Here is a 23,441-nt window from a genome sequence, read left to right on the forward strand (position 1 = left end):
CGTGCCCACGCCCCCGTCGTGGCCGATCCGTGCCAGTGGCACTCCTGGGCACCCGGCGCGCGCCTCCCGGACTACCGTCCGGGGCGCAGTCCAGGAACGCACCCACCGGCACCAACGGGAAGAAGGGAACGCCGTGGCCAAGGGCCGAAAGAACGGTCTGTACGCAGGGATCTCCGACGAGCTGTCCGCCCTCATGCGCACGGGGTGGGCCGACACCGAGCGGCACGACCTGACGCTCGACGAACAGGCTCCGTACGCGGCCCGCCGCCGCGCCGCGCTCTCCGCGCGATTCCCGGGCGAGCGCCTCGTCATCCCCTCGGGGACTCTCAAGGTCCGCTCGAACGACGACCTCTACCCCTTCCGGCCGTACTCCGGCTACGTGCACATGACCGGGGACCAGGCACGGGACGGCGCGCTCGTCCTCGAACCCCGCGCGGACGGCGGCCACGACGCCTACTGCTACCAGCTGCCGCGGGACAGCAGGGACGACGACGAGTTCTGGACGGGCGCCACCGCGGAGCTGTGGATGGGCCGGCGCCGCTCCCTCGCCGAGTCCGCGCGCGTGCTCGGGCTCGCCTGCCGCGACGTCCGCACCGCCGCCGACGACCTGGCCGCCTCCGCCGGCGTACCCACCCGCATCGTCCGTGGCGTCGATCCGTCGCTGGAGGCCGCCGTCACCACCGACGAGGAGCGCGACGACGCGCTGGAAGAGGCGCTCAGCGATCTCCGGCTCGTCAAGGACGCGTGGGAGCTGGCGGAGATGCGCAAGGCCGTGGACTCCACCGTCCGCGGATTCACCGACGCCGTCGGGGAGCTCTCCCGGGCGATCGCGTCCTCCGAGCGCTGGATCGAGGGCACCTTCTTCCGCCGGGCGCGCCTGGAGGGCAACTCCGTCGGCTACGGATCGATCTGCGCCGCGGGCGAGCACGCCACGATCATGCACTGGACGGACAACGACGGACCGGTGCGCCCCGGGGAGCTGCTCCTGTTCGACGCCGGCGTCGAGACCCGCACGCTCTACACCGCCGACGTCACGCGCACGCTCCCCATCAGCGGAACCTTCACTCCGGTGCAGCGCCAGGTCTACGACGCCGTGTACGAGGCGCAGGAGGCGGGCATGGCCGCCGTCAAGCCGGGCGCCGCGTACCGTGACTTCCACGAGGCGTCCCAGCGCCACCTGGCGGCCCGGCTCGTCGAGTGGGGCTTCATCGAGGGCCCGGCCGAGCGCGCGTACGCACTCGGACTGCAGCGCCGCTTCACCATGGCCGGCACCGGTCACATGCTCGGCCTGGACGTCCACGACTGCGCGCACGCCAGGAACGAGGAGTACGTCGACGGCGTCCTGGAGCCCGGCATGGTGCTGACCGTCGAGCCCGGCCTCTACTTCCAGCCCGACGATCTGACCGTGCCCGAGGAGTGGCGCGGCATCGGGGTCCGGATCGAGGACGACCTGGCCGTCACCGAGGACGGCCACGAGAACCTGTCGGCGGGCCTGCCGAGGTCGGCCGACGACGTCGAGGCGTGGATGGCCCGGACCGCGGGCTGAACCGTCGCCGATGAGCACCCCCGCCCGCCCGGGTCGTCCACGGGTTCGCCGGGCGGGCCGGGGGTGTCGGCGCACGCCGTTAGTCTTGTCGAATGGCCCTTCCGGATGCTTCCCCCGCGATCTCCGACCCTCTCCAGGTGCTTCACCGCGTCTTCGGATACAGCTCCTTCCGCGGTGAACAGCAGGAGATCGTCGATCAGGTCGTCGGGGGCGGCGACGCCCTCGTCCTGATGCCCACCGGCGGCGGCAAGTCGCTCTGCTACCAGATCCCGGCGCTGGTCAGAGACGGTACGGGCATCGTGATCTCGCCCCTCATCGCGCTGATGCAGGACCAGGTGGACGCGCTCAACGCCCTGGGGGTGCGGGCCGGATTCCTGAACTCCACGCAGGACCCGTACGAGCGGCAGACGGTCGAGCAGGCCTTCCTCGCCGGCGAGCTCGACCTCCTCTACCTGGCCCCCGAGCGGTTGCGCACCGAGGGGACGCAGCGCCTGCTCGACCGGGGCACGGTGTCGCTCTTCGCGATCGACGAGGCGCACTGTGTCGCCCAGTGGGGCCACGACTTCCGGCCCGACTACCTCGCGCTCTCGATGCTGCACGAGCGATGGCCCAAGGTCCCCCGGATCGCGCTGACCGCGACGGCCACCGAAGCCACCCACGCGGAGATCGCGGCGCGCCTCGGTCTGCAGGACGCCCGGCACTTCGTCGCGAGCTTCGACCGGCCCAACATCCAGTACCGCATCGTCCCCAAGAACAACGCCCAGAAGCAGGTCCTGGAGCTGATCCGGACCGAGCACGACGGGGACGCCGGAGTCGTCTACTGCCTCTCCCGCGCCTCGGTCGAGAAGACCGCGGCCTTCCTCGCCGAGCAGGGGGTCGACGCCCTGCCGTACCACGCCGGCATGGACGCCCGGGCGCGTGCGGCGAACCAGGCCCGCTTCCTGAGGGAGGACGGGGTCGTGATGGTGGCGACGATCGCCTTCGGCATGGGCATCGACAAGCCGGACGTCCGCTTCGTGGCCCATCTCGACCTGCCGAAGTCCGTCGAGGGCTACTACCAGGAGACCGGCCGGGCCGGACGCGACGGGGAGCCGGCCACGGCATGGCTCGCGTACGGGCTGCAGGACGTGGTCCAGCAGCGCAAGATGATCGACGGCTCCGAGGGCGACGAGACGCACCGCCGCTCGCTGGCCGCGCGTCTGGACGCCATGCTCGCCCTGTGCGAGACGGTCGAATGCCGCCGGGTGCGGCTGCTGGCGTACTTCGGACAGTCGGGCGAACCCTGCGGCAACTGCGACACCTGCCTGACCCCGGCCGAGTCCTGGGACGGCACGGTCGCCGCGCAGAAGCTGCTCTCCACGGTCTGGCGGCTGGCGAAGGAGCGGCGCCAGAAGTTCGGCGCCGGCCAGATCATCGACATCCTCCAGGGCAAGAAGACCGCCAAGGTCATCCAGTTCGACCACGACGCGCTGTCGGTGTTCGGCGTCGGGGCCGACCTGGGCACCGCGGAGTGGCGCGGGGTCGTGCGCCAGCTGCTCGCCCAGCGGCTCCTCGCGGTCGAGGGCGACTACGGAACGCTGGTCCTGACGGACGCCAGCGGCGAGGTGCTGGGCGGACGCCGCCCCGTACCGATGCGCAAGGAGAAGGCCCCCGCCGCCGCGGCCCGGACCGGCTCCGGCTCGCGCTCCGGCAAGGGTGCCCGTGTGCCCGTCGACCTGCCGGCCGAGGCGGCACCGGTCTTCGAGGCCCTGCGCGCCTGGCGGGCCGCGACGGCCAAGGAGCAGGGCGTCCCCGCGTACGTCGTCTTCCACGACGCGACCCTGCGCGAGATCGCGACCCGCTTCCCGGCGACGGCCGCCGAGCTGGGCACCGTCGGCGGGGTGGGGGAGGCCAAGCTGACCAAGTACGCCCAGGGCGTCCTGGACACCCTGGCCGAGTGCCGCGCCCCCGGGGAGGCCGCGGAGGCCGCGCCGTCGCCCGCGCCCCAGGAGCCGTCCGGGTCCGCGCCGTCCGGGTCGGCCCGGCGGGGCCCGGACCCGGAACCGGACCTGTTCGACGAAGAGCCGCCCGCCGACCCGGACGACGAGACGGATCCGCCGCCCTGGGACGAGTGGCGGTAGCGGGGCCGGACTCCGGGTGGCCGGACCCGTCAGGACTGATGGACGAGCAGCTCCCCCTCGGAGGGGAAGTACTCCTCCGCCGACATCTCCCGACCGGCTTCGGTGCGTAAGCGGCGCAGCACGAGCCCGTGTTCGCCGCTCGTGGGGGCCTCGGCTCCCGTGACGATCACCACGCCCTCTTCCTCGTGGTGGAGAACCAGGCCGGGGGCTCCGGAGTAGGTCCGCTCGGAGACCGTCGCCGCGAGGAGTTCGAGACGCCGGCCCTGGTGGTGCGTGTAGGCGGTCGGGTGGCGGTCGCGCCGGGCCTCGACGAGCCGGGCGATCCGCTCGGCCGGGTGCGTCCAGTCGATCCGGCCGTCCTCCACGGAGTCCGAACGGGCCGGGGCGTCGTAGCGCGCGGGCTCGTGGACGACGCTCGCCGGCGCCGGTTCGAGGTGACGGTGGACGCGGCGGAGGAGAGAGGCGAGCTGGTCGCGTTCCTCCGCGTTCAGCGGGGCCAGGATGTCGTCGTCGGCCGAGGCGATGTCCGTGTTGAGCAGATCGAGGAACGAGCGGCCCTCGGGTGTCAGCCGTACGACGACGCGGCGCCGGTCGGCGGGGTCCCGGCCGCAGTCGACATGGCCCGTCCTGGCCAGATCGTTGACGATCTTCACCAGGTCGCTGGCGTTCATGTCCAGGCGGGACGCGAGGACCGTCTTCATCTGGGGTCCCAGGTCGGCGACCATCGCCATCACGGTCAGGTGCCACAGGCGCAGCCCGTGGGCGGTCAGCCTGTCCGTGAGTCTGCGGCGCGCGGCCTTGCCGATCGCGTACATCAGATAGGCGTTGAGGTTCAGCACGCTGGGTGGTGTCGTACTGAGCGAGGGCGGGCCGGCGGCGGCGGGTGAACGGGGCTCTTCGCCGACGGATGTCTCGGCGACGGCGGGGGCCGTGGCCGTGATGTCGACGTCGACGGTGCCGATCGTCAGGTCGGCGTTGGCGAGGGAGCTGAAGACCCGCGCCCAGTCGGTCGGCATGTTCGCTATGCCGACGACGGCGAACCGTGTGCCGTTCGCATCGTGGGCGGTGCCGGAGGTAACCCGTGGTTGCATCGATGTACCTGTTCCCAGTGCCAGTTAGGTGACCCTAACCTACTCGTGCCGGAAGGGGTGCCGGCGCCCCCAGGACCGTCTGGGGGCGCCGGAGTTCAGCGGGGTGAGGCGCGGCGGCCGTCAGGGACGGTCGCTGAGGTAGCCGCCCATCGATGTGAAGTAGTCGGTGGCGGACAGCTCCTGGCCCTCCTCGGTCCGTACGCGAGTGATCGCCAGACCGTGGTTGCGGCCGGTGCGGGCGTCGGCGCCGGCGACGATCACCACGCCCTCGCCCTCGCGGTAGAAGATGCGCCCCGGCGTGCCGCCGTAACGACCCTCGGACACCACGGCGGAGAGGACTTCGAGGCGCCGGCCCTTGTGGAAGGTGAACGCGGCCGGATAGGGCGCGGACTGGGCGCGGACCAGGCGCTCCAGGGCGTCGGCGGGCCAGTCCCAGTTGATCCGGATGTCGTCCTCGGACCGCTTGTGGAAGAAGGTGGCCTGTGAGCGGTCCTGCTTGGTGAACTCGGTCTGCCCGGAGGCGATCAGGTCCAGGGCGCCGACCGTGACGGGGGCGATGAGGTCGACCGTCTTGTGGAACAGGTCGGTCGCGGTGTCCGTGGGCTCCACGGGCACCGCGCGCTGGTCCACGATGTCGCCGGCGTCGAGCACCTCGTCCATCATGTGGGCCGTGACACCGACTTCGCGCTCTCCGTTGATGAGGGCCCAGATCAGCGGTGAGAAGCCCGCGTACTTGGGCAGCAGCGAGTCGTGGACGTTGAGCGTGCCGTGGCGGGGGAGGGTGTAGATCCGCGGCGGGATCCAGGTGCGCCAGTTGTTGGCCACGATGATGTCCGGGTCGGCCTCCTTGAGTCGCTGGAACAGCTCGTCGTCGTCAGGCCTGTTGCGGATGACGACGGGGACGCCGTGCTCCTCGGCGAGGTCGGCGACGGAGTCGCTCCAGATCTTCTCGTAGGCGTGCTCGCTCTTGGGGTGCGTCACGACCATCACCACGTCGTGCTCGGAGTCCAGGAGAGCTTGCAGGGTTCGATGCCCCCAGGTCTGGTAACCGAACATGACGACCCGCATGGAGTTCCTCCTCGGAAGGGCGAATGACCGTCGCCAAGTAAAGCAAGCCTTACCTAAGGATGCAACGGCCTCTGTTTTCACGCGTGTTCAGTGCCGCTTTCTCGTGCGTGACCGATTCGTCCGGTCGACAGCTCGGGGTAAGTCAGGTTAGCTTTACCTAAGTTCGCCCCTGGTCGACGCCACCGGCGGGCTGGGCGTCCCGTACTTCTCACCCTCGCCTGACAGGCGGCTGTCCCGCACGATGGGAGTGACATGTCACAGGTTCTTCCTGGCGACGCACCTCTGATCCATGACCTCATAGGAATCGGCTTCGGGCCGTCCAACGTGGCCATGGCGATCGCGCTCAGCGAGCACAACGCTCGCGTCGGGAGGCAGGAGGCGGTCACTGCTCACTTCTTCGAGCGCCAGCCCGCCTTCGGCTGGCACCGCGGCATGCTCATCGACGACGCCACGATGCAAGTGTCCTTCCTCAAGGACCTGGTGACGCTCCGTAACCCGTCCAGCGAGTACACCTTCCTGCGCTATCTGCAGAGCAAGGGCCGGCTGATCGACTTCGTCAACCACAAGAACCTCTTCCCGCTCCGCGTCGAGTTCCACGACTACTTCGAGTGGGCGGCGGCCAAGGTCGACGACATGGTCTCCTACGGCCACGAGGTCGTCTCCGTCGAGCCCGTCGTATGCGACGGAGTCGTGGAGTACCTCGACGTCACGGCCCGCTCGGGCTCGGAGACCGTGGTCCACCGCGCCCGAAACCTCGTCATCGGCACGGGACTCCGGCCTCTCATGCCGGAGGGTGTCGAGCGGAGCGACCGCGTCTGGCACAACTCCGACCTGCTCGCCAAGGTCGACGGCCTGGAGGGCAGCGACCCCACCCGCTTCATCGTGGTGGGCGCCGGCCAGAGCGCCGCCGAGAACGTGGCGTACCTCCACCGCCGCTTCCCCGAGGCCGAGGTCTGCGCGGTCTTCTCCCGCTACGGCTACAGCCCGGCGGACGACAGCAGCTTCGCCAACCGCATCTTCGACCCCGAGGCGGTCGACGAGTACTACACGGCTCCCGACGACATCAAGCGCCGGCTGATGGACTATCACGGGAACACCAACTACTCGGTCGTGGACATCGACCTGATCGACGAGCTCTACCGGGTGGCGTACCAGGAGAAGGTGCTCGGCGCCGAACGGCTGCGCTTCCTCAACATCTCGCGCCTGACCGGCGTCGAGGAGACCCCGGACACGGTCCGCGCCACCGTCACCTCCCTGGTCACCGGCGAGGAGAACGTGCTGGACGCCGACGTCGTCGTCCTCGCCACCGGCTACAGCCCCGCGGAGCCCCTGGGACTCCTGGGCGAGGTCGCGAAGAGCTGCCACCGCGACGAGCAGGGCCGGGTCCGCGTCGAGCGGGACTACCGCATCTCGACGGACCCGGCGGTGCGCTGCGGCATCTATCTGCAGGGCGGTACCGAGCACACCCACGGCATCACCTCGTCCCTGCTCTCCAACACCGCGATCAGGGTCGGCGAGATCCTGGACTCGATCCTCGACCGCGGTCCGGAGCGGGCCCTGCACGAGCCCCGACCGGTCGCCGACGGCATCGGCTCGGCCCGCTGACCTCGGCCCCTCCCTGCCGGGCCGGCTCTCCCCACCGGATCCCCCCAACCTCCATTGCCCCACCAGTCCCACCAGTCCCACCCGCCCCGGCTGTCTCGTAGCGTCCTCGTACGCGGCGGTCGCGGCACGCACCGTGTGATCCCCGTGAAAGGAACCTCCGTGTCCACTGGTACGCGCCCCGCTCTGACGCGGTTCGTCAGACACTTCCCGCAGGCGGCCGTCGCCACCGTCGCCGCGCTCGCGCTGTCCGCCTGTGGGGGCGGCACCGAGAAGACCGAGTCGAAGCCCTCGGCCGGGACGAACACTTCCTCGTCCGCCGCCTTTCCCGTGACCGTGGAGCACAAGTACGGCTCCACCACCATCGACGCGGAGCCGAAGAGGGTCGTCACCCTGGGCCTGTCGGACCAGGACGCGGTTCTGGCGCTGGGGATCAAGCCGGTCGGCGCGGTGGACTGGTTCAAGGAGCAGCCGTACGGCAAGTGGCCGTGGACGAAGGACAAGTGGGGGTCCACGAAGCCCGAGATCGTCGGTGAGCGCGACGAGTACAACATCGAGAAGATCGCCGCTCTGAAGCCCGACCTCGTCATCGCGCAGTACTCGGGGATGAAGAAGGAGCAGTACGACACGCTCTCGAAGTTCACCAAGGTCGTGGCGCAGCCCAAGGACCTGCCCGACTACGGTGCGTCCTGGCAGGTCATGACGCGGCAGATCGGCAAGTCCCTCGGCAAGGGCGCGGAGACCGAGAAGCTGATCTCCGGCATCGACGCGCGCTTCAAGGCCGTCCGCGACAAGCACCCCGAGTTCGCCCAGAAGACCCTCGCCGTCGCCGACAGCTTCGAGGCCGGCAAGTACTCGGCCTTCACCAGGACCGACCCGAAGGCGATCTTCTTCTCCGAGCTCGGTTTCAAGCTGAAGCCCGAGATCGACACCCTGGCGAAGCCGGGCTGGAACGTCGCCGAACTGAGCGCCGAGAAGCTGAACGTGCTCGACGTCGACCGGCTCGTCTGGGTCACCTCCAGCACCGAGGCCAACGACCGCATCAAGGCCGAGCCCCTCTACAAGAAGCTGAAGGTCAACTCGGAGAAGCGCGACCTGTTCGTGCCCTACCAGGACCCGGACATCGGCGCGGCCTTCTCCTTCAACACCGTCCTGTCGATCCCGTACGCCATCGACGAGGTCGAGCCGCTGATCGCGGCCGTCAAGTAACGCCCGTCACCGGCGTCCGGCCGCTCCGCCTCCCGGCGGGACCGCGCCCCGCTCCCGGCAGCACCGCGCCACGCCACCGCACACACGGTGGCCCCCTCCCCGGCGCGGGGGCCGGGAGCGGGGCGTGCCGGACACACCTCACCGACGCACACCAGGGAAAGGCCCATTCGAACGATGTTTGACGTCGAGTCGGACCGGACGTCCACCTCCGGCATACCCGTCACGGGCGGGCAATCCGGCATCTGGCTTGCCCAGCAGATCGATCCGGACAGCTCCGCCTACAACATCGTGTTCGCCCTGGACCTGCACGGCGACGCCGACGTCGAGCGCCTCACCGCCTCCGTGCGGCAGGCCGTCGAGGAGGCCGCGAGCCTCCACGTACGCGTCCACGCGGGCCACGGCGGCCCCCGCCAGACCCCCGCCCCCGCCTCCTTCGGCCTTCCCGTCGTCGACCTGCGCGGTGCCGCCGACCCCGAGCGGGCCGCCGCCGACTGGATGTCCGCCGACCGCGAACGCCCCATGGACCTCGCCCGGGGCCCGCTCTTCGGCCACGCGCTGCTGCGCCTCGCCGACGACCACATCGTCTGGTACCAGTGCTACCACCACATCGTCGCCGACGGCATGGGCGTCGCGCTCGTCACCCGTCGGGCCGGTGAGCTGTACACCGCCGGCGAGGACGCCCCCGCCCCGCGCGACTGGGCGGTCTCCCGCCTGGTCGACGCCGACCTCGCCTACCGCGCCTCCGCCTCGCACCAGGAGGACCGCGCCTACTGGCTGACCCGCATGGCCGACCGGCCCGAGCCCGTACGCCTCGTGGAGCGCGCCCCGGTACCCATGACCCGCCGGGTGCGCCGTACGTCGGAGCTGAGCGCCGCGCAGACCCGGCGACTGCACGACGCCGCCGAGCGCGCCGGCACCCGGCCGTCCCGCCTGCTCGTCGCGGCCGTCGCCGCCTACCTCCACCGGGTCAGCGGCGAGCAGGACCTCGTCCTCGGCCTGCCGGTCGCCGCCCGCCAGGACGCGGTCTCCGCCGACGTCCCCGGCATGGTCTCCAACATCGTGCCGCTGCGCCTCTCCGTCCGCCCCGGCACCACCGCCGCCGAACTCATCGCCGAGGTCCGGAGCGCGGTCGGCGAGGCCGTCGCCCACGGGCGCTACCGCGCCGAGGACCTGGCCAGGGAACTGGGCCTGCCCGACGGCGTGCACGAACTCGTCGGCCCCACGGTCAACGTCCTCCCACGCCCGGACGGCCTGCGGTTCCGCGACCTCGACACCGCACTCGAACCCGTCTGGCTCGGCCCGGTCAGCGACCTGGCCCTCAGCTTCGCCGAGCGCAGTGACGGGCGTGGCATGTGCGTCCACCTCGACGCCGACGCCGAGGTCTGCGACGAGGCGACGCTGCGGGACCACGAGCGCCGCTTCACCGCCCTGATCGACGCCTTCGTGGAGGACCTCGACCGCCCGGTCGGCCACCTCGACCTGACCTCGTCCCCCGAACGGGCCCGCCTCCTCCACGAGTTCGGCGACAAGCCCCGGGCATCGGCCGAACTCTCCTGGCCCGCCGCGTTCGAGAGGCAGGTCGACCGAACCCCGGACGCCGTCGCCCTCGTCTGCGAGGACAGCGAGCTCACGTACGCCGAGCTGAACGCGGCGGCCAACCGGCTGGCCCGTCTCCTGGCCGCCCGCGGCGTCGGCGCCGAGGACGTCGTCGCCGTCGCCGTCCCGCGCTCCGCCGACCTCGTCGTCTCCCTGCTCGCGGTGATGAAGGCGGGCGCGGCCTACCTGCCACTGGACGCCGACCACCCGCAGGACCGGATCGCCTACATGCTCGGCGACGCCGGAGCCCGCACGGTCCTCACCACGCGCGAGCTGTCCGACGCGCTGCCCGACGCCCCCGGCACCACCCGACTGCTCCTCGACGAGCCGTCCCTGACGGCCGAGCGCGACGCCCTCGACGGCTCGGACCTCGGCCTCGACATCGCCCTCGACCGGGCGGCGTACGTCATCTACACGTCGGGTTCCACCGGCCGCCCCAAGGGCGTGGTCGTCTCCCACGACGGCGTCGGCAGTCTCGTCGCCACCGCCACCGACCGCATCGGGATCACCGCCGACAGCCGGGTCGTCCAGTTCGCCTCCGTGGGCTTCGACGTGACGGTCTGGGACCTGATCATGTCGCTGTGCGTCGGCGGCCGGATCATCGTGGTCCCCACCGAGCGCCGGGTCGCCGGTCCCGCGCTCACGGAGTACATCGCCCGCCACGGCGCCACCCACATGATCCTGCCGCCGTCCCTCGTCTCGGCCCTGCCACAGGACTGCGAACTGCCGGACGGCGCCGTCCTGATCGTCGGCACCGAGGCGGTCCCGGGCGAGCTGATCGCCCGCTGGGCCGGACGCCTCCAGGTGGTGGTCGCGTACGGCCTCACCGAGGCGACCGTCAACTCCACGCTGTGGGTCGCGACCCCCGACCGGCCCGGACCCGCGCCGATCGGCGAACCCGACCCCAACACCCGTGCCTACGTGCTGGACGCCGCGCTCCGTCTCGTGCCCGTCGGCACCGAAGGCGAGCTGTACGTCGCCGGACGCGGCCTCGCCCGCGGCTACCTGGGCCGGCCGGGCCTCACCTCCGAGCGCTTCGTCGCCGACCCGTACACCACCGAACCCGGCGCGCGGATGTACCGCACGGGCGACCGCGTCCGCTGGGGCGCCGACGGCAACCTGGAGTTCCTGGGACGCGCCGACGGCCAGATCAAGATCCGGGGCCACCGCATCGAGCCCGGTGAGATCGAGAGCGCCTTCATGGCCTGCCCGGGCATCGCCCAGGCCGCCGTCCGTGTCCGCGAGGACCACCGGAGCGCCAAGCGGCTCGTCGCCTACCTCGTCGCGGAGGCCGGTACGGACCCCGAGGCCTCCGTCGCCGAGGCACGGGCCCGGATCGCCGGGACGTTGCCCGACCACATGATCCCTTCCGCCGTCGTCCGTCTCGACGGACCGCTGCCGCTGACGCCCAACGGAAAGCTCGACAGCCGCGCGCTGCCCGAGCCCCGCTGGACCGCGACGGCCGGCGGCGACGCGCCCACCACCCCGGCCGAGACCACGCTCGCCGCGCTCTTCGCCGAGGTGCTCAGCCTTCCGTCGGTCGGCGTCCACGACAGCTTCTTCGAACTGGGCGGCGACAGCATCGTCGCGATCCGGCTCGTCAACCTCGCCCGTGAGGCCGGGCTCGTGATCACTCCGCGCGACGTCTTCCGGCAGCGGACCGTGGCCGCGCTCGCCAGGACCGCCGCGCTCGCCCGGACCGCCGCCACGCTCATGGCCGAGGCGCCCTCCGAGACCGCCCGAGCGGTGGAACTCGACGCGGACGCGCTGCCCGTCTCCCCGCTCCAGGAAGGTTTCTTCTTCCACGCCGAGTTCGACCGGGAGGCCGCCGACCTCTACGTCGTCCAGGAACTCCTCGACCTCGCGGGCACCGTCGACCCCGACCGGCTCCGGCAGGCGCTCCACCTACTCCTGGACCGGCACGCGCTGCTGCGCGCCTCCTTCCGCCAGCTCCCCGGCGGCGAGGTCGTCCAGCGGATCGCCGACCACACCGGCCTTCCCTGGAAGGAGGCCGACACCGCCCGCACCCCGGTGGAGGAGATCCTGCGGCAGGACCGCGCCGAGGGCTTCGACCTCGCCCGGCCCCCGCTGATGCGGGCCACGCTGATCCGCGACGGTCGGCGCCACCGCCTGCTGCTCACCCTGCACCACATCATCGCCGACGGCTGGTCGGTCTCGGTCCTGCTCCGTGAGCTGACCGCCGCCTACGCGGGCGACGCCCTGCCCGAGCCGCCCGCCCCGGACGCGTACCTCGCCTGGCTCGCGAGCCGGGACCTCGACGCCGCCCGCGACGCGTGGCGCCAGGCCCTGGCCGGCCTGGACGGTCCGACCCGGCTTCCCGCCCCCGCCTCCTCCGCGGGCGACCACCGGGCAGCGCCGGCCGCCCGGCACGAGCACGTCGACGTCCGACTGCCCGAGTCGCTCACCACCGACCTCGCGGCCCGCGCCCGCAGCCACGGGCTCACCCTCAGCACCATCCTGAACGGCGGCTGGGCCCTGCTCCTGGGCGGTCTGACCGGCAGCCGGGACGTCGTGTTCGGCACCACCGTCTCCGGACGTACGACCGAGGTCAGGGGTCTGGACTCGGCGGTCGGCCTGTTCATCAACACCGTGCCGGCCCGCGTCACCCTGCACGGCGGCGAGTCGCTCGTCGAGCTGCTGCGGCGCGTCCAGGACGAGCACGCGGCCCTCCTGGACCACCAGCACCTCGGACTCGCCGAGATCCAGCGGCTCGCGGGTGGCGGAGAACTCTTCGACACGCTCGTGGTGTTCGAGAACTTTCCCTCCGGAGAGCGGTCCACGGCACCGCACCAGGACACGCTGCGCGTCACCGGCACCGAGGTCTTCGACGCCGTGCACTACCCGCTCGCCCTGATCGTCGAGCACGACGGGGACCAGCTCTCGCTGCGGTTCACGTACGACGCCGCCCGGCTCGACCAGGTGACCGTAGCCGTCGTCGCCCACCGGTTCGAGGCGCTGCTGCGGACACTCGTCGACGACCCCGCCCGGCCCGTCGCCCGCGTCGGGGTGCTCTCCGGCCGGGAGCAGGAGCGCCTCACCGAGCTGAACGCCACGGCACACCCGCTCCCCGACCCGGACGCCACCCTCGCCTCCCTCATCGCCGCACAGGTGGCACGGACGCCCGACGCCCCGGCCGTCGTCTTCGAGGGGACCACGCTGTCCTACGCCGAACTCGACCGGCGCGCCGAGGCGCTGGCCCGGCGGCTGCGGGCACGGGGCGCGGCCCCCGAGCACGTCGTCGCGGTCGCGGTGCCCCGCTCCGCGGAGCTCATGGTCGCGCTGCTCGGTGTCCACAAGGCGGGCGCCGCCTACCTGCCCCTCGACCTCGACTACCCCGCCGACCGGGTGGCGTTCATGCTCGCCGACTCGGGTGCCCGTACGGTCGTGACCACCGCCGGAGCGTCCGGCCGGCTGCCCGACGTACCCGGAGTCGCCCACGTCCTGGTGGACCGCGACGAGGAGGCGGCCGACACGCCGACCGCGCACGCCGGACCCGACCACCCCGCGTACCTCATCTACACCTCGGGCTCCACCGGCCGCCCCAAGGGCGTCGCCGTCACCCACCGCGCGATCGTCAACCGACTCGCCTGGATGCAGGACGAGTACGGGCTCACCGTCCACGACCGCGTGCTCCAGAAGACGCCGTCCAGTTTCGACGTGTCCGTGTGGGAGTTCTTCTGGGCCCTGCTCCACGGCGCGACCGTCGTCCTCGCCCGGCCCGACGGCCACCGCGACCCGGCGTACCTCGCCGGTCTGATCGCGACCGAGCGGATCACGACCACGCACTTCGTGCCGTCGATGCTGGCCGCGTTCGTCCAGGTCATGGAGGCCGCCCCGGGAACCCCCGAGTGGGCCACGAGCCTGCGCCGCGTCTTCTGCAGCGGCGAGGCCCTCACCGGCCCCGACGCCCGCCGCTGGGCGGAGCTGACCTCCCGCCGAGGACACGGCCCGGTGCCGCTGCACAACCTCTACGGCCCCACCGAGGCCGCCGTCGACGTCACGTACTTCCCGTACGAGGGGGACGACGAGCTCGCCGTCCCGATCGGCCGCCCCGTCTGGAACACCCGCCTGTACGTCCTCGACGCCTTCCTGCGCCCCGTCCCGGACGGCGTGCCCGGCGAGCTGTACCTCGCCGGCGTCCAACTGGCCCGCGGGTACCACGACCGGCACGCCCTGACCGCCGAGCGGTTCGTCGCCGACCCGTTCGGGGAGCCCGGCACCCGTATGTACCGGACAGGCGACCTGGTCAGCCGACGGGCGGACGGCGCCGTCGTCTACCTCGGCCGCACCGACCGCCAGGTCAAGGTACGCGGCAACCGCGTCGAACCGGGCGAGATCGAGGCCGCCCTGGCCGCCCTCCCGGGGGTCTCCCGCGCCGCCGTCGTCGTCCGCGACGGAACGCTCCTCGGCTACGCGGTCCCGGCTCCGGGCGGCTCCGGCCCCGCCACCGCCCTGGACGGCGAAGCCCTCCACGCGGCGCTCGCCGACGCGCTGCCCGCGGCGATGGTGCCGACGGCCGTCATGGCCCTCGACACGCTGCCGCTGACGCCCAGCGGCAAGCTCGACCAGAACGCCCTGCCCTCGCCGTCCGTCGCCCCCAGGTCCGGTGGACGCGCGCCGCGCGACGAGCGCGAGCGCGCCCTCTGCGAGATCTTCACCGATGTCCTCGGCATGGCCGGGATCGGTGCCGACGACGACTTCTTCGTCCTGGGCGGCGACAGCCTCACCTCGATCGCCGTCGCCACCCGGGCCCGTGAAAGGGGACTGACCATCAGCCCGCGCGATGTGTTCGAGCACCGCACGCCCGCCGCGCTCGCCGCGACGGCCGCGAACGTGCCGGACGGACCCGCCGCCGAGACCGCTCCCGAGGCGCCCGCCGCCGGGGTGACCATGTCCGCCACCGACGCCGGGCAGGCCGCCGCCGCCCTCCAGGCGATGCTCGCCGCACAGAAGCTGTCCGGCGCGGCCGTCGACCCGGCACTCCAGGCACTGCTCGGCCGGCTGACCGCCGCCGCCCCGCCGGAGCCCGCGGCCCCGGCCCCGCTCGGCGGCCTCGAACTGACAGCGGAGGACACCGCCCGCATAGAGGCCGTCGCGGGCCTCCCGGTCGCCGACGTCTGGCCGCTCTCCCCGCTCCAGGAAGGCATGTACTTCCACGCCACCTACGACACCGGTGACGCCCTCGACGTCTATCTGTCGCAGGAGACCCTGGACTTCGACCGCCCCCTGGACGCCGACCGGCTGCGCGCCGCCTGCCGGGCGCTCCTGGAACGCAACGCGAGCCTTCGCGCGGGGTTCACCAGCGACGGCCTGCCCCGCCCCGTCCAGTTCATCGCCGACGGCGCCGAGATCCCGCTGACCGAGACCGACCTCTCCGAGTTGTCCGCCGAGGAGCGGCGCGCCCGCGTGGACGCGCTCCTCGCCGCCGACCGCCGGCAGCGCTTCGACCTGTCCGCCCCGCCGCTCTGCCGCCTCCAGCTGATCCGGCTCGGCGACGGCCGCGACCGGCTCGTCGTCACCCACCACCTCATCCTGTGGGACGGCTGGTCCGCCTGGCTCTTCCTGGAGGAGCTGTTCACGCTCTACGAGCGGGCCGGCGACACCACCGGTCTGCCCGCCCCCGGCTCGTACCGCGACTACCTGGCCTGGCTCGACCGGCAGGACACCACCCAGGCCCTCGACGCCTGGCGCGGCGCGCTCGCCGGCTTCGACGAGCCGACCCTCGTCGCGCCGACCGGCCGCGACGCGGGCCCGGTCATCCCGGCCGACTTCGACGCCGTGCTCACCAAGGAGACCAGCGACCGGCTCCGCGCGCTGGCCCGCCGGCACGGTCTCACCCTGAACACGGTGCTCAACGCCGCCTGGGGTCTGGTCCTCTCGGCGACGACCGGCCGCGGAGACGTCGCCTTCGGCACCGCGGTCGCCGGCCGCCCCGCGGACGTACCGGACGTCGCCGGCATCATCGGCATGTTCCTCAACACCGTCCCCGCGCGCGTCGCGTTCGCCCCGGACGAGCCCCTGCTCGACCTGCTGCGCCGGATGCAGTCCGAGCGCGCCTCGGTCATGCCCTACGAGTACGTCGGCCTCGGAACCCTCCAGCAGGAGACCGGCCACCGCCGCCTGTTCGACACCCTCTTCGTGCTGCGCTCCGCCGACGGCGAGGACCGCGCCGCGGAACTCCGGCAGCGGCACGGCATCACCGACGTCTCGAACGTGGACGGCACCCACTTCCCCCTCACCCTGATCGTCACGCCCGAGACCCGGCTGCGGGTCACCCTGGCGGCGCGGCCCGACCTGTTCGACGCGGAGGCCGCGAACACGATCCTCAGCCGGTTCACCACCGTCCTGGAGCGGCTCGGCGAGATCCTCGCCCGCCCGGACGCCGTCACCGCCCGCACCGTCGGCGTGGACCTCCTGCTGCCCTCGGAGCACGCCGCCCTGGCGGCCGAGCGGGCCGGCAGCCGGGAGCCGGTGCCCGACGAGACCATCGCCGACATGCTGACGGCGCAGGTCGCCCGTACCCCGGACGCGGTGGCGCTCGTCTTCGGCGAACGCGCCCTCACCTACGCCGAACTGGACGCGCACGTCAACCGGATCGCCCGGCTGCTCCTCGCCCGGGGCGCGGGCCCGGAGAAGGTCGTGGGGCTCGCCCTGCCGCGCTCCATCGACATGGTCGCCGCGCTCTTCGCCGTCCTGCGGACCGGCGCCGCGTACCTGCCGCTCGACCTGGACCACCCGGCCGACCGGCTGCGACTGATGGTCGAGGACACCGGACCCCTGTGCCTGGTCACCACCACCGCCGTCGCCCCGACCCTCCGGGGACCCGAGGGCGCCGTCGCCCCCGAACTCCCGCTGGACGACGACACCGTGGCCGCCGAGCTGGCTGCCCTCCCCGGCGGGGAGATCACCGACGCCGAGCGGCCCGCGTTCGCCCATGACATCGAGGACCGGCTCGAACACCCGGCGTACGTCATCTACACCTCCGGCTCGACCGGCCGGCCCAAGGGCGTCGTCACCCCCTACCGGGGTCTGACGAACATGCAGCTCAACCACCAGAAGGAGATCTTCGACCCGGCCATCGCCTCGGCCGGAGGACGGCGTCTGCGCATCGCGCACACCGTCTCCTTCGCCTTCGACATGTCCTGGGAAGAGCTGCTCTGGCTCGTCGAGGGGCACGAGGTCCACATCTGCGACGAGGAGCTGCGCCGCGACGCGGAGGCGCTGGTCGCCTACTGCGACCGGCACCGGGTCGACGTCGTCAACGTGACCCCCACCTACGCCCAGGTGCTCATCGAGGAGGGACTCCTCGACCACGACCAGGCCGGCGGCAAGCACCGCCCCGCGCTGGTCCTCCTCGGCGGCGAGGCCGTGTCCGACACCGTGTGGAGCACGCTGCGCCGCACCGAGGGAACCTACGGCTACAACCTCTACGGGCCGACCGAGTACACCATCAACACCCTCGGCGGCTCCACCACGGACAGCGCGACTCCCACCGTCGGCATGCCCATCCGGAACACCCGCGCGTACGTCCTGGACGCCATGCTGCGCCCGGTCCCGCCCGGCTGCCTCGGCGAGCTGTACATCGCCGGCACAGGCCTGGCCCGCGGCTACCACGACCGACCCGGCCTGACCGCCGAGCGGTTCGTCGCCGACCCCTTCGGGGACCCGGGAGAGCGGATGTACCGCACCGGCGACCTCGTACGGCAGCGGCCCGACGGACTCCTCGACTTCCTGGGGCGCACCGACGACCAGGTGAAGATCCGCGGCTACCGGATCGAACTCGGCGAGATCTCCACCGCCCTGTCCTCGCACCCCGAGGTCGCCCACGCGGCCGTCGTCGTCAACGAGAGCACCGGCACCAGGCGCCTCGTCGGCTACTTCGCTCCCGAGGACGGCGCCGAGCCCGGCGACGAGCTGCTCCAGCGGCTGCGCGACCACCTGAAGGCCGCGCTGCCCGACTACATGGTCCCCTCCGCGCTCGTCCCCGTGGCCACCTTCCCGCTCACCGTCAACGGCAAGCTCGACGTACGGGCCCTGCCCGCGCCGGACTTCGCCGGAACCGGCACGAGCCGCGCCCCGCGCACGCCGCGCGAGGAGACGCTCTGCGCGCTCTTCGCCGAGGCGCTCGGCCTGCCCGAGGGCAGCGTCGGCATCGACAGCGACTTCTTCGAGCTGGGCGGCCACTCGCTGCTCGCCACCCGACTCGTCAGCCGGGCCCGTACCGCGCTGGACGCGGAACTCGCCATCCGCGACCTCTTCGAGGCACCCACCGTGGCCGAGCTGGTCGAGCGCGCGGACCGCTCCGGCGGCGCCGCCCGGCCGGCGCTGACCGCGGGGGAGCGGCCCGACGAGCTGCCGCTCTCGCACGCCCAGGAGCGCCTGTGGGTCATCCAGCAGATCGAATGCACCTCGGCCGCGTACAACTTCCCGCTCGTCATGCGGCTGCGCGGCGGCCTCGACGTCGAGGCGTGGGGGACGGCGCTCGCCGATGTGACCGCCCGGCACGAAGCCCTGCGCACGGTGTTCGTGGAGCACGAGGGCCAGGCCGTCCAGCGCGTCCTGCCCGCCGACGAGGCACGGCCCGTGGTCGAGCGGCTGCAAGCCACCGAGGACGAGGTGCCCAAGCTCGTCGAGGCCGCCGTCAACCGGCCCTTCGACCTCGCCGCCGAACTGCCGCTGCGCGCAACGGTCGTCGAGCTGGCGACGGAGGACCACGTGGTCGTCCTGCTGCTCCACCACATCACCACCGACGAGTGGTCGGACCGCCCCTTCCTCCGCGACCTGGCCACCGCCTACGCGGCCCGCGTCGCGGGTGCGGCCCCGGCGTGGGAGCCGCTGCCCGTCCAGTACGCCGACTACGCCCTCTGGCAGCAGCGGCTGCTCGGCGACCCGGCGGAGGCGGACAGCCTGGCCGCCCGGCAGCTGGAGTACTGGCGCACGACCCTGGACGGCGCCCCCGAGGAGCTGGAACTGCCCACGGACCGGCCCCGCCCGGCCCGGCCGGCCTTCTCCGGCGCCGAGCTGGACATCGCCTTCGACGCCGACGTCCACGAAGGCCTGAAGCGGCTCGCCCGCGAGACCGGCGCCAGCATGTTCATGGTCGTCCACGCGGCCGTGGCCGCCCTGCTGCACCGGATGGGCGCCGGTACGGACATCCCCGTCGGCTCGCCCATCGCCGGACGCGGCGACGAGGCACTCGACGACCTGGTCGGCTTCTTCGTGAACACGCTGGTGCTGCGCACCGACCTGAGCGGCGACCCGAGCTTCACCGAACTCCTCGCCCGGGTCCGGGAGACCGACCTGGCCGCCTTCTCACACGCGGACGTTCCGTTCGAGGCGGTGGTGGAGAAGCTCAACCCGACCCGCTCCTTCTCCCGGAACCCGCTCTTCCAGGTGATGGTCGGCTACCACGCCCGTACGGGCGACGGACTGGAACTGTCCGGCCTCAGCGCCGAGTACGTCCCCTTCCGCATCCGCTCGGCCAAGTTCGACCTCGTGTTCAGCTTCACCGAGCACACACCGACCGACGGCGGCACGGGCTCCCTCGGCTGCCGCCTGGAGTTCGCCACTGAGCTGTTCGACCACGTCACCGCCGAGCGCCTCGGCGACCGCCTCCGAGCCCTCGTCGCGGCCCTCGTCGCCGCGCCCGAGCAGCCCGTCTCACGGGCCGAGATCCTCGACGACGACGAACGGCGGCTCGTCCTCCACGGCTTCAACGCCACTTCCCGCGAGGTCGACGAGGAGTCCTTCCCGGCACTGTTCGCGCGACGGCTCGCCGAGCGCCCCGACGCGGTCGCCGTCGTCGACCGCGACCGGTCCGTCACCTACGCGGAGCTCGACGCCCGCGCCAACCGCGTCGCCCGACTGCTCGCCGCGCGCGGAGCCGGCGCCGAGAGCGTGGTCGGCGTGGCCGTGCCCCGGTCGGTCGACACGGTCGCCACGGTGCTCGCCGCGCTGAAGCTGGGCGCCGCGTTCCTCCCGCTCGACCTGGTCCACCCTGCCGACCGCCTCACGTACATGATCGAGGACTCGCGGGCGGCGCTCGTCGTCGGCACCGAGCCGGTCGCGGGGAAGATCCCCGAGGTGGCGGGCGTGCCGGTGGTGCTGCTCGACGAGCCGTCGGTGGCCGCCGAGCTGGAGACCCTGCCGGAGACCGCGGTCGACGGGAGGACGGTCCTCCTCGACCAGGCGGCGTACGTCATCTACACCTCCGGCTCCACCGGAAGGCCCAAGGGCGTCGTCGTCCCGCACGAGGGCGTCTCCAGCCTCGTCGCCACCGCCGTCGACCGCATGGGTCTGGAACACGACAGCCACGTGCTGCAGTTCGCGTCGATCGGTTTCGACGTCTTCGCGTTCGAACTGGCCATGGCGCTCTGCCACGGTGGCCGGCTCGTCCTCGTCACGGACGAGGCGCGGGTCGCGGGACCGGCGCTCACCGACTTCCTCGCGGCGCAGCGGATCACCCACATGATCCTTCCGCCGTCCCTCGTGTCGGCCCTGCCACCCGGCTGCGAGCTGCCCGAGGGGTCGACCGTCCTGGTCGGCACGGAGACCGTGCCGCCGGACGTCTTCGAGCGGTTCGGCGCCACGGCCCACCTGATCTGCGCCTACGGACTCACCGAGGCGACGGTCAACTCCACGCTCTGGCCCTCGCGCGAGCACGGAGGCCGCCCGGCCGGCCGGGTGCCCATCGGCCGGCCCGACCCCAACACCCGCGCCTACGTCCTGGACGAGCACCTGCGGCCGGTCCCGCCCGGTGTCGTCGGCGAGCTGTACGTCTCCGGACGCGGCCTCGCCCGCGGCTACCTCGGCAAGGCCGCGCTGACCTCCGAGCGGTTCGTCGCCGACCCGTACGCCGGCGAGCCCGGCGCGCGGATGTACCGCACCGGCGACCGCGCCCGCTGGCGCGCCGACGGCAACCTCGACTTCCTCGGACGCGTCGACACCCAGGTCAAGGTCCGCGGCTTCCGCATCGAGCTGGGAGAGATCGAGGCGGCCCTCGCCGGACATCCTTCCGTCGCCCAGGCCGCCGTGCTGCCCGACCGCGACGGCGACATCGTCCGCCTCGTCGGCTACGCCGTCCCGGAGGCGGGGGAGTCCGTGGAGCTCGACCCGCAGGAACTGCGCGCCCACGTGGCCGGGCTGCTGCCCGAGTACATGGTCCCCGCGCTCGTCGTGCCGCTCGACGGCCCGCTGCCGCTGACCCCCAACGGCAAGCTGGACCGCAAGGCGCTGCCCGCGCCCGACTGGGCGGCGATGACCGGAGACGCCTCGCCCGCCAACGAGACGCAAGGCCGGCTGGCCGCCCTGTTCGGCGAGATCCTCAAACTGGAGCGGGTCGGCGTCCACGACAACTTCTTCGCGCTCGGCGGCCACTCCATGGCCTCCATGCGGCTCCTGGGCCGTATCCGCGCCGAGTTCGGCGTCGAGCTGAGCATCAGGGACGTCTTCGACGCGCTGACCGTCGCCGGCATCGAGGGCAAGCTGAAGGGCGCGTCGACGGCACGCCCGGCACTGCGCCCCACGGAGGACCGTCAGGAGCCGCTCCTCGCCGCCCCCGTCCAGCGCTGGCAGTGGAACGCGTACCTCCGCACCCCCCGCTTCGACCACGCGCTGGTGCTGCGCTCGCCCGGCGGTCTGGACGCGGACGCGCTCTCCGCGGCCCTCGCCGACGTGGCGGCCCGGCACGAGCCCCTGCGCACCGCGTTCACGGAACGCGACCGCGCGCTCCACCACCGGGCCGTCCAGCCTCCGGTACTCGTCCTGGAGGAGTGCGCCGACCTGGACGCGCGCCTGACCGAACTGGCCGCCGGAGCACCGGAGCCGGACCGTGCGGCACCGTTCGGCGCCCGGCTGCTGACGGGCCCCACCGGCGAGCAGGCGCTGCTGCTGACCATGCACTACCTGGCGGTGGACGAATGGTCGGTCGTCCCGCTCTTCCATGACCTGACGGCGGCCTACGGGGCGCGTACGGAAGGCCGCGCCCCCGCATGGCGGCCGCTGCCGGTGTCGTACACCGACTACGCCCGGTGGGCCCGCGAGGTCCTGGGCGACCTCGACGACCCCGGCAGCCGCGGCGGCCGACAGCTCGCCTACTGGCGCGCGACGCTGAAGGACGCACCGGCCGAGCTGGCCCTGCCCGGGGACGGACCGCGCTCGTCCACGCCCGGCGCGGACCATGTGGGCTTCGTCCTGGACGAGCGGCTGCATGCCGCCGTGGGCGAACTCGCCCGGACGACCGGCACCAGCATGTTCATGGTGCTGCACTCCGCCCTGGCGGCCCTGCTGACCGCACACGGCGCCGGCACGGATCTGCCCATCGGCACGCTGGTCGCCGGCCGTACGGACGACCAACTGGCCGATCTGGTCGGCTGCTTCTTCAACACGGTCGTACTGCGCACCGACACCGGCGGCGACCCGACGTTCGCGGAGCTGCTCTCCCGGGTACGGGAGACCACGCTGGGCGCCCTCGACCGGCAGGACGTGCCGTTCGACGAGGTCGTCCGGGCGGTCGGACTGCCTCAGGAGGGCCCGCAGGTCATGGTGGTCCACCATGAACAGGCGGACCTGGAGCAGCTGGAGGGCGGGGTCGGGTCCCTCGAAGCCGTACCGACCGGCTCCACCAGGGCGCGGCTGACTCTCAGCTTCTACGAGCCGCAGGGTGACGGACCCGTCCACTGCGGACTGATCCACGCGACCGACCTGCTCGGCACCGCGAAGGCGCGACGACTCGCCGACGAACTTCAGAGACTGCTGCACGCCGTGGCAGCCGACCCCGGACAGCCGCTCTCCGAGCTGTTCACCGCCATGACCGCGCGTTCGACAAGGAGTGACAACGCATGAGCACCAACCCGTTCGAGGACCCGCAGGGCCGCTTCCTGGTCCTCGTCAACGACGAGAACCAGCACTCGCTGTGGCCCTCGTTCGCCGAGGTACCCGCCGGCTGGCGCACGGTCTTCGGCGAGGAGACCCGCGAGGCGTGCCTCGCGTACGTCGAGGAGCACTGGACGGACCTCCGCCCGGCGAGCCTCGCCGCCCAGCGGGCCTGACGCATCCGCCTGAACGCCGCCGCCCGTGGAGGGTCTCCACGGGCGGCGGCGTCCGTGTGCGCGGTCGAGCCAAGCGCTCGGGGGAGCCTGAGCCCCCTGGGGCGGGGCCGGCCCGGACGCGAGCGCACGCCGACCGCTC

Annotated in this window: 8 protein-coding genes; 6 read left to right on the plus strand and 2 right to left on the minus strand. The window is 72.6% G+C overall.

What is annotated here, in order from left to right; genetic code table 11:
* The first annotated feature begins 133 nt into the window (after positions 1 to 133).
* Together ACFUJR_RS00695 and recQ are read left to right on the plus strand one after the other, a co-directional pair.
* On the plus strand, positions 134 to 1,546 hold the full coding sequence (locus ACFUJR_RS00695; RefSeq protein ID WP_383165643.1) for an aminopeptidase P family protein: 1,413 nt from the start codon (positions 134 to 136) through the stop codon (positions 1,544 to 1,546).
* A gap of 92 nt (positions 1,547 to 1,638) precedes the next feature.
* A complete protein-coding gene (recQ, locus tag ACFUJR_RS00700; RefSeq protein WP_383165640.1) occupies positions 1,639 to 3,666 on the plus strand; it encodes a DNA helicase RecQ in 2,028 nt (675 codons plus the stop codon).
* A 29-nt stretch (positions 3,667 to 3,695) separates the two neighbouring features.
* Here the strand turns inward: recQ and ACFUJR_RS00705 are convergent, their stop codons facing one another.
* The gene (locus ACFUJR_RS00705; protein ID WP_383165637.1) at positions 3,696 to 4,757 is read right to left on the minus strand and encodes a winged helix DNA-binding protein; all 1,062 of its coding nucleotides are present in this window, start codon (positions 4,755 to 4,757) and stop codon (positions 3,696 to 3,698) included.
* Positions 4,758 to 4,877: 120 nt separating this feature from the next.
* Entirely contained in the window at positions 4,878 to 5,825 is a 948-nt protein-coding gene (locus tag ACFUJR_RS00710) for a methionyl-tRNA formyltransferase (protein WP_383165634.1), read from the minus strand.
* 252 nt (positions 5,826 to 6,077) lie between these two features.
* On the opposite strand from ACFUJR_RS00710, the gene ACFUJR_RS00715 reads away from it, so the two are divergent.
* The 4 genes from ACFUJR_RS00715 to ACFUJR_RS00730 all read left to right on the plus strand — a co-directional run bounded on the left by ACFUJR_RS00715 (position 6,078) and on the right by ACFUJR_RS00730 (position 23,302).
* Positions 6,078 to 7,430, plus strand: a complete 1,353-nt coding sequence (locus ACFUJR_RS00715; RefSeq protein ID WP_383165631.1) for a lysine N(6)-hydroxylase/L-ornithine N(5)-oxygenase family protein — start codon at positions 6,078 to 6,080, stop codon at positions 7,428 to 7,430.
* Between the two features lie 159 nt (positions 7,431 to 7,589).
* Entirely contained in the window at positions 7,590 to 8,636 is a 1,047-nt protein-coding gene (locus ACFUJR_RS00720) for an iron-siderophore ABC transporter substrate-binding protein (RefSeq protein ID WP_383165628.1), read from the plus strand.
* Between the two features lie 174 nt (positions 8,637 to 8,810).
* A complete protein-coding gene (locus tag ACFUJR_RS00725) occupies positions 8,811 to 23,096 on the plus strand; it encodes an amino acid adenylation domain-containing protein (RefSeq protein WP_383165625.1) in 14,286 nt (4,761 codons plus the stop codon).
* Entirely contained in the window at positions 23,093 to 23,302 is a 210-nt protein-coding gene (locus ACFUJR_RS00730) for an MbtH family protein (RefSeq protein ID WP_383165622.1), read from the plus strand. Before ACFUJR_RS00725 ends, ACFUJR_RS00730 begins: the two co-directional genes overlap by 4 nt.
* Positions 23,303 to 23,441 lie beyond the last annotated feature (139 nt).

It is taken from the genome of Streptomyces sp. NPDC057271 (genome assembly GCF_042668715.1).
Classification (GTDB): Bacteria; Actinomycetota; Actinomycetes; order Streptomycetales; family Streptomycetaceae; genus Streptomyces.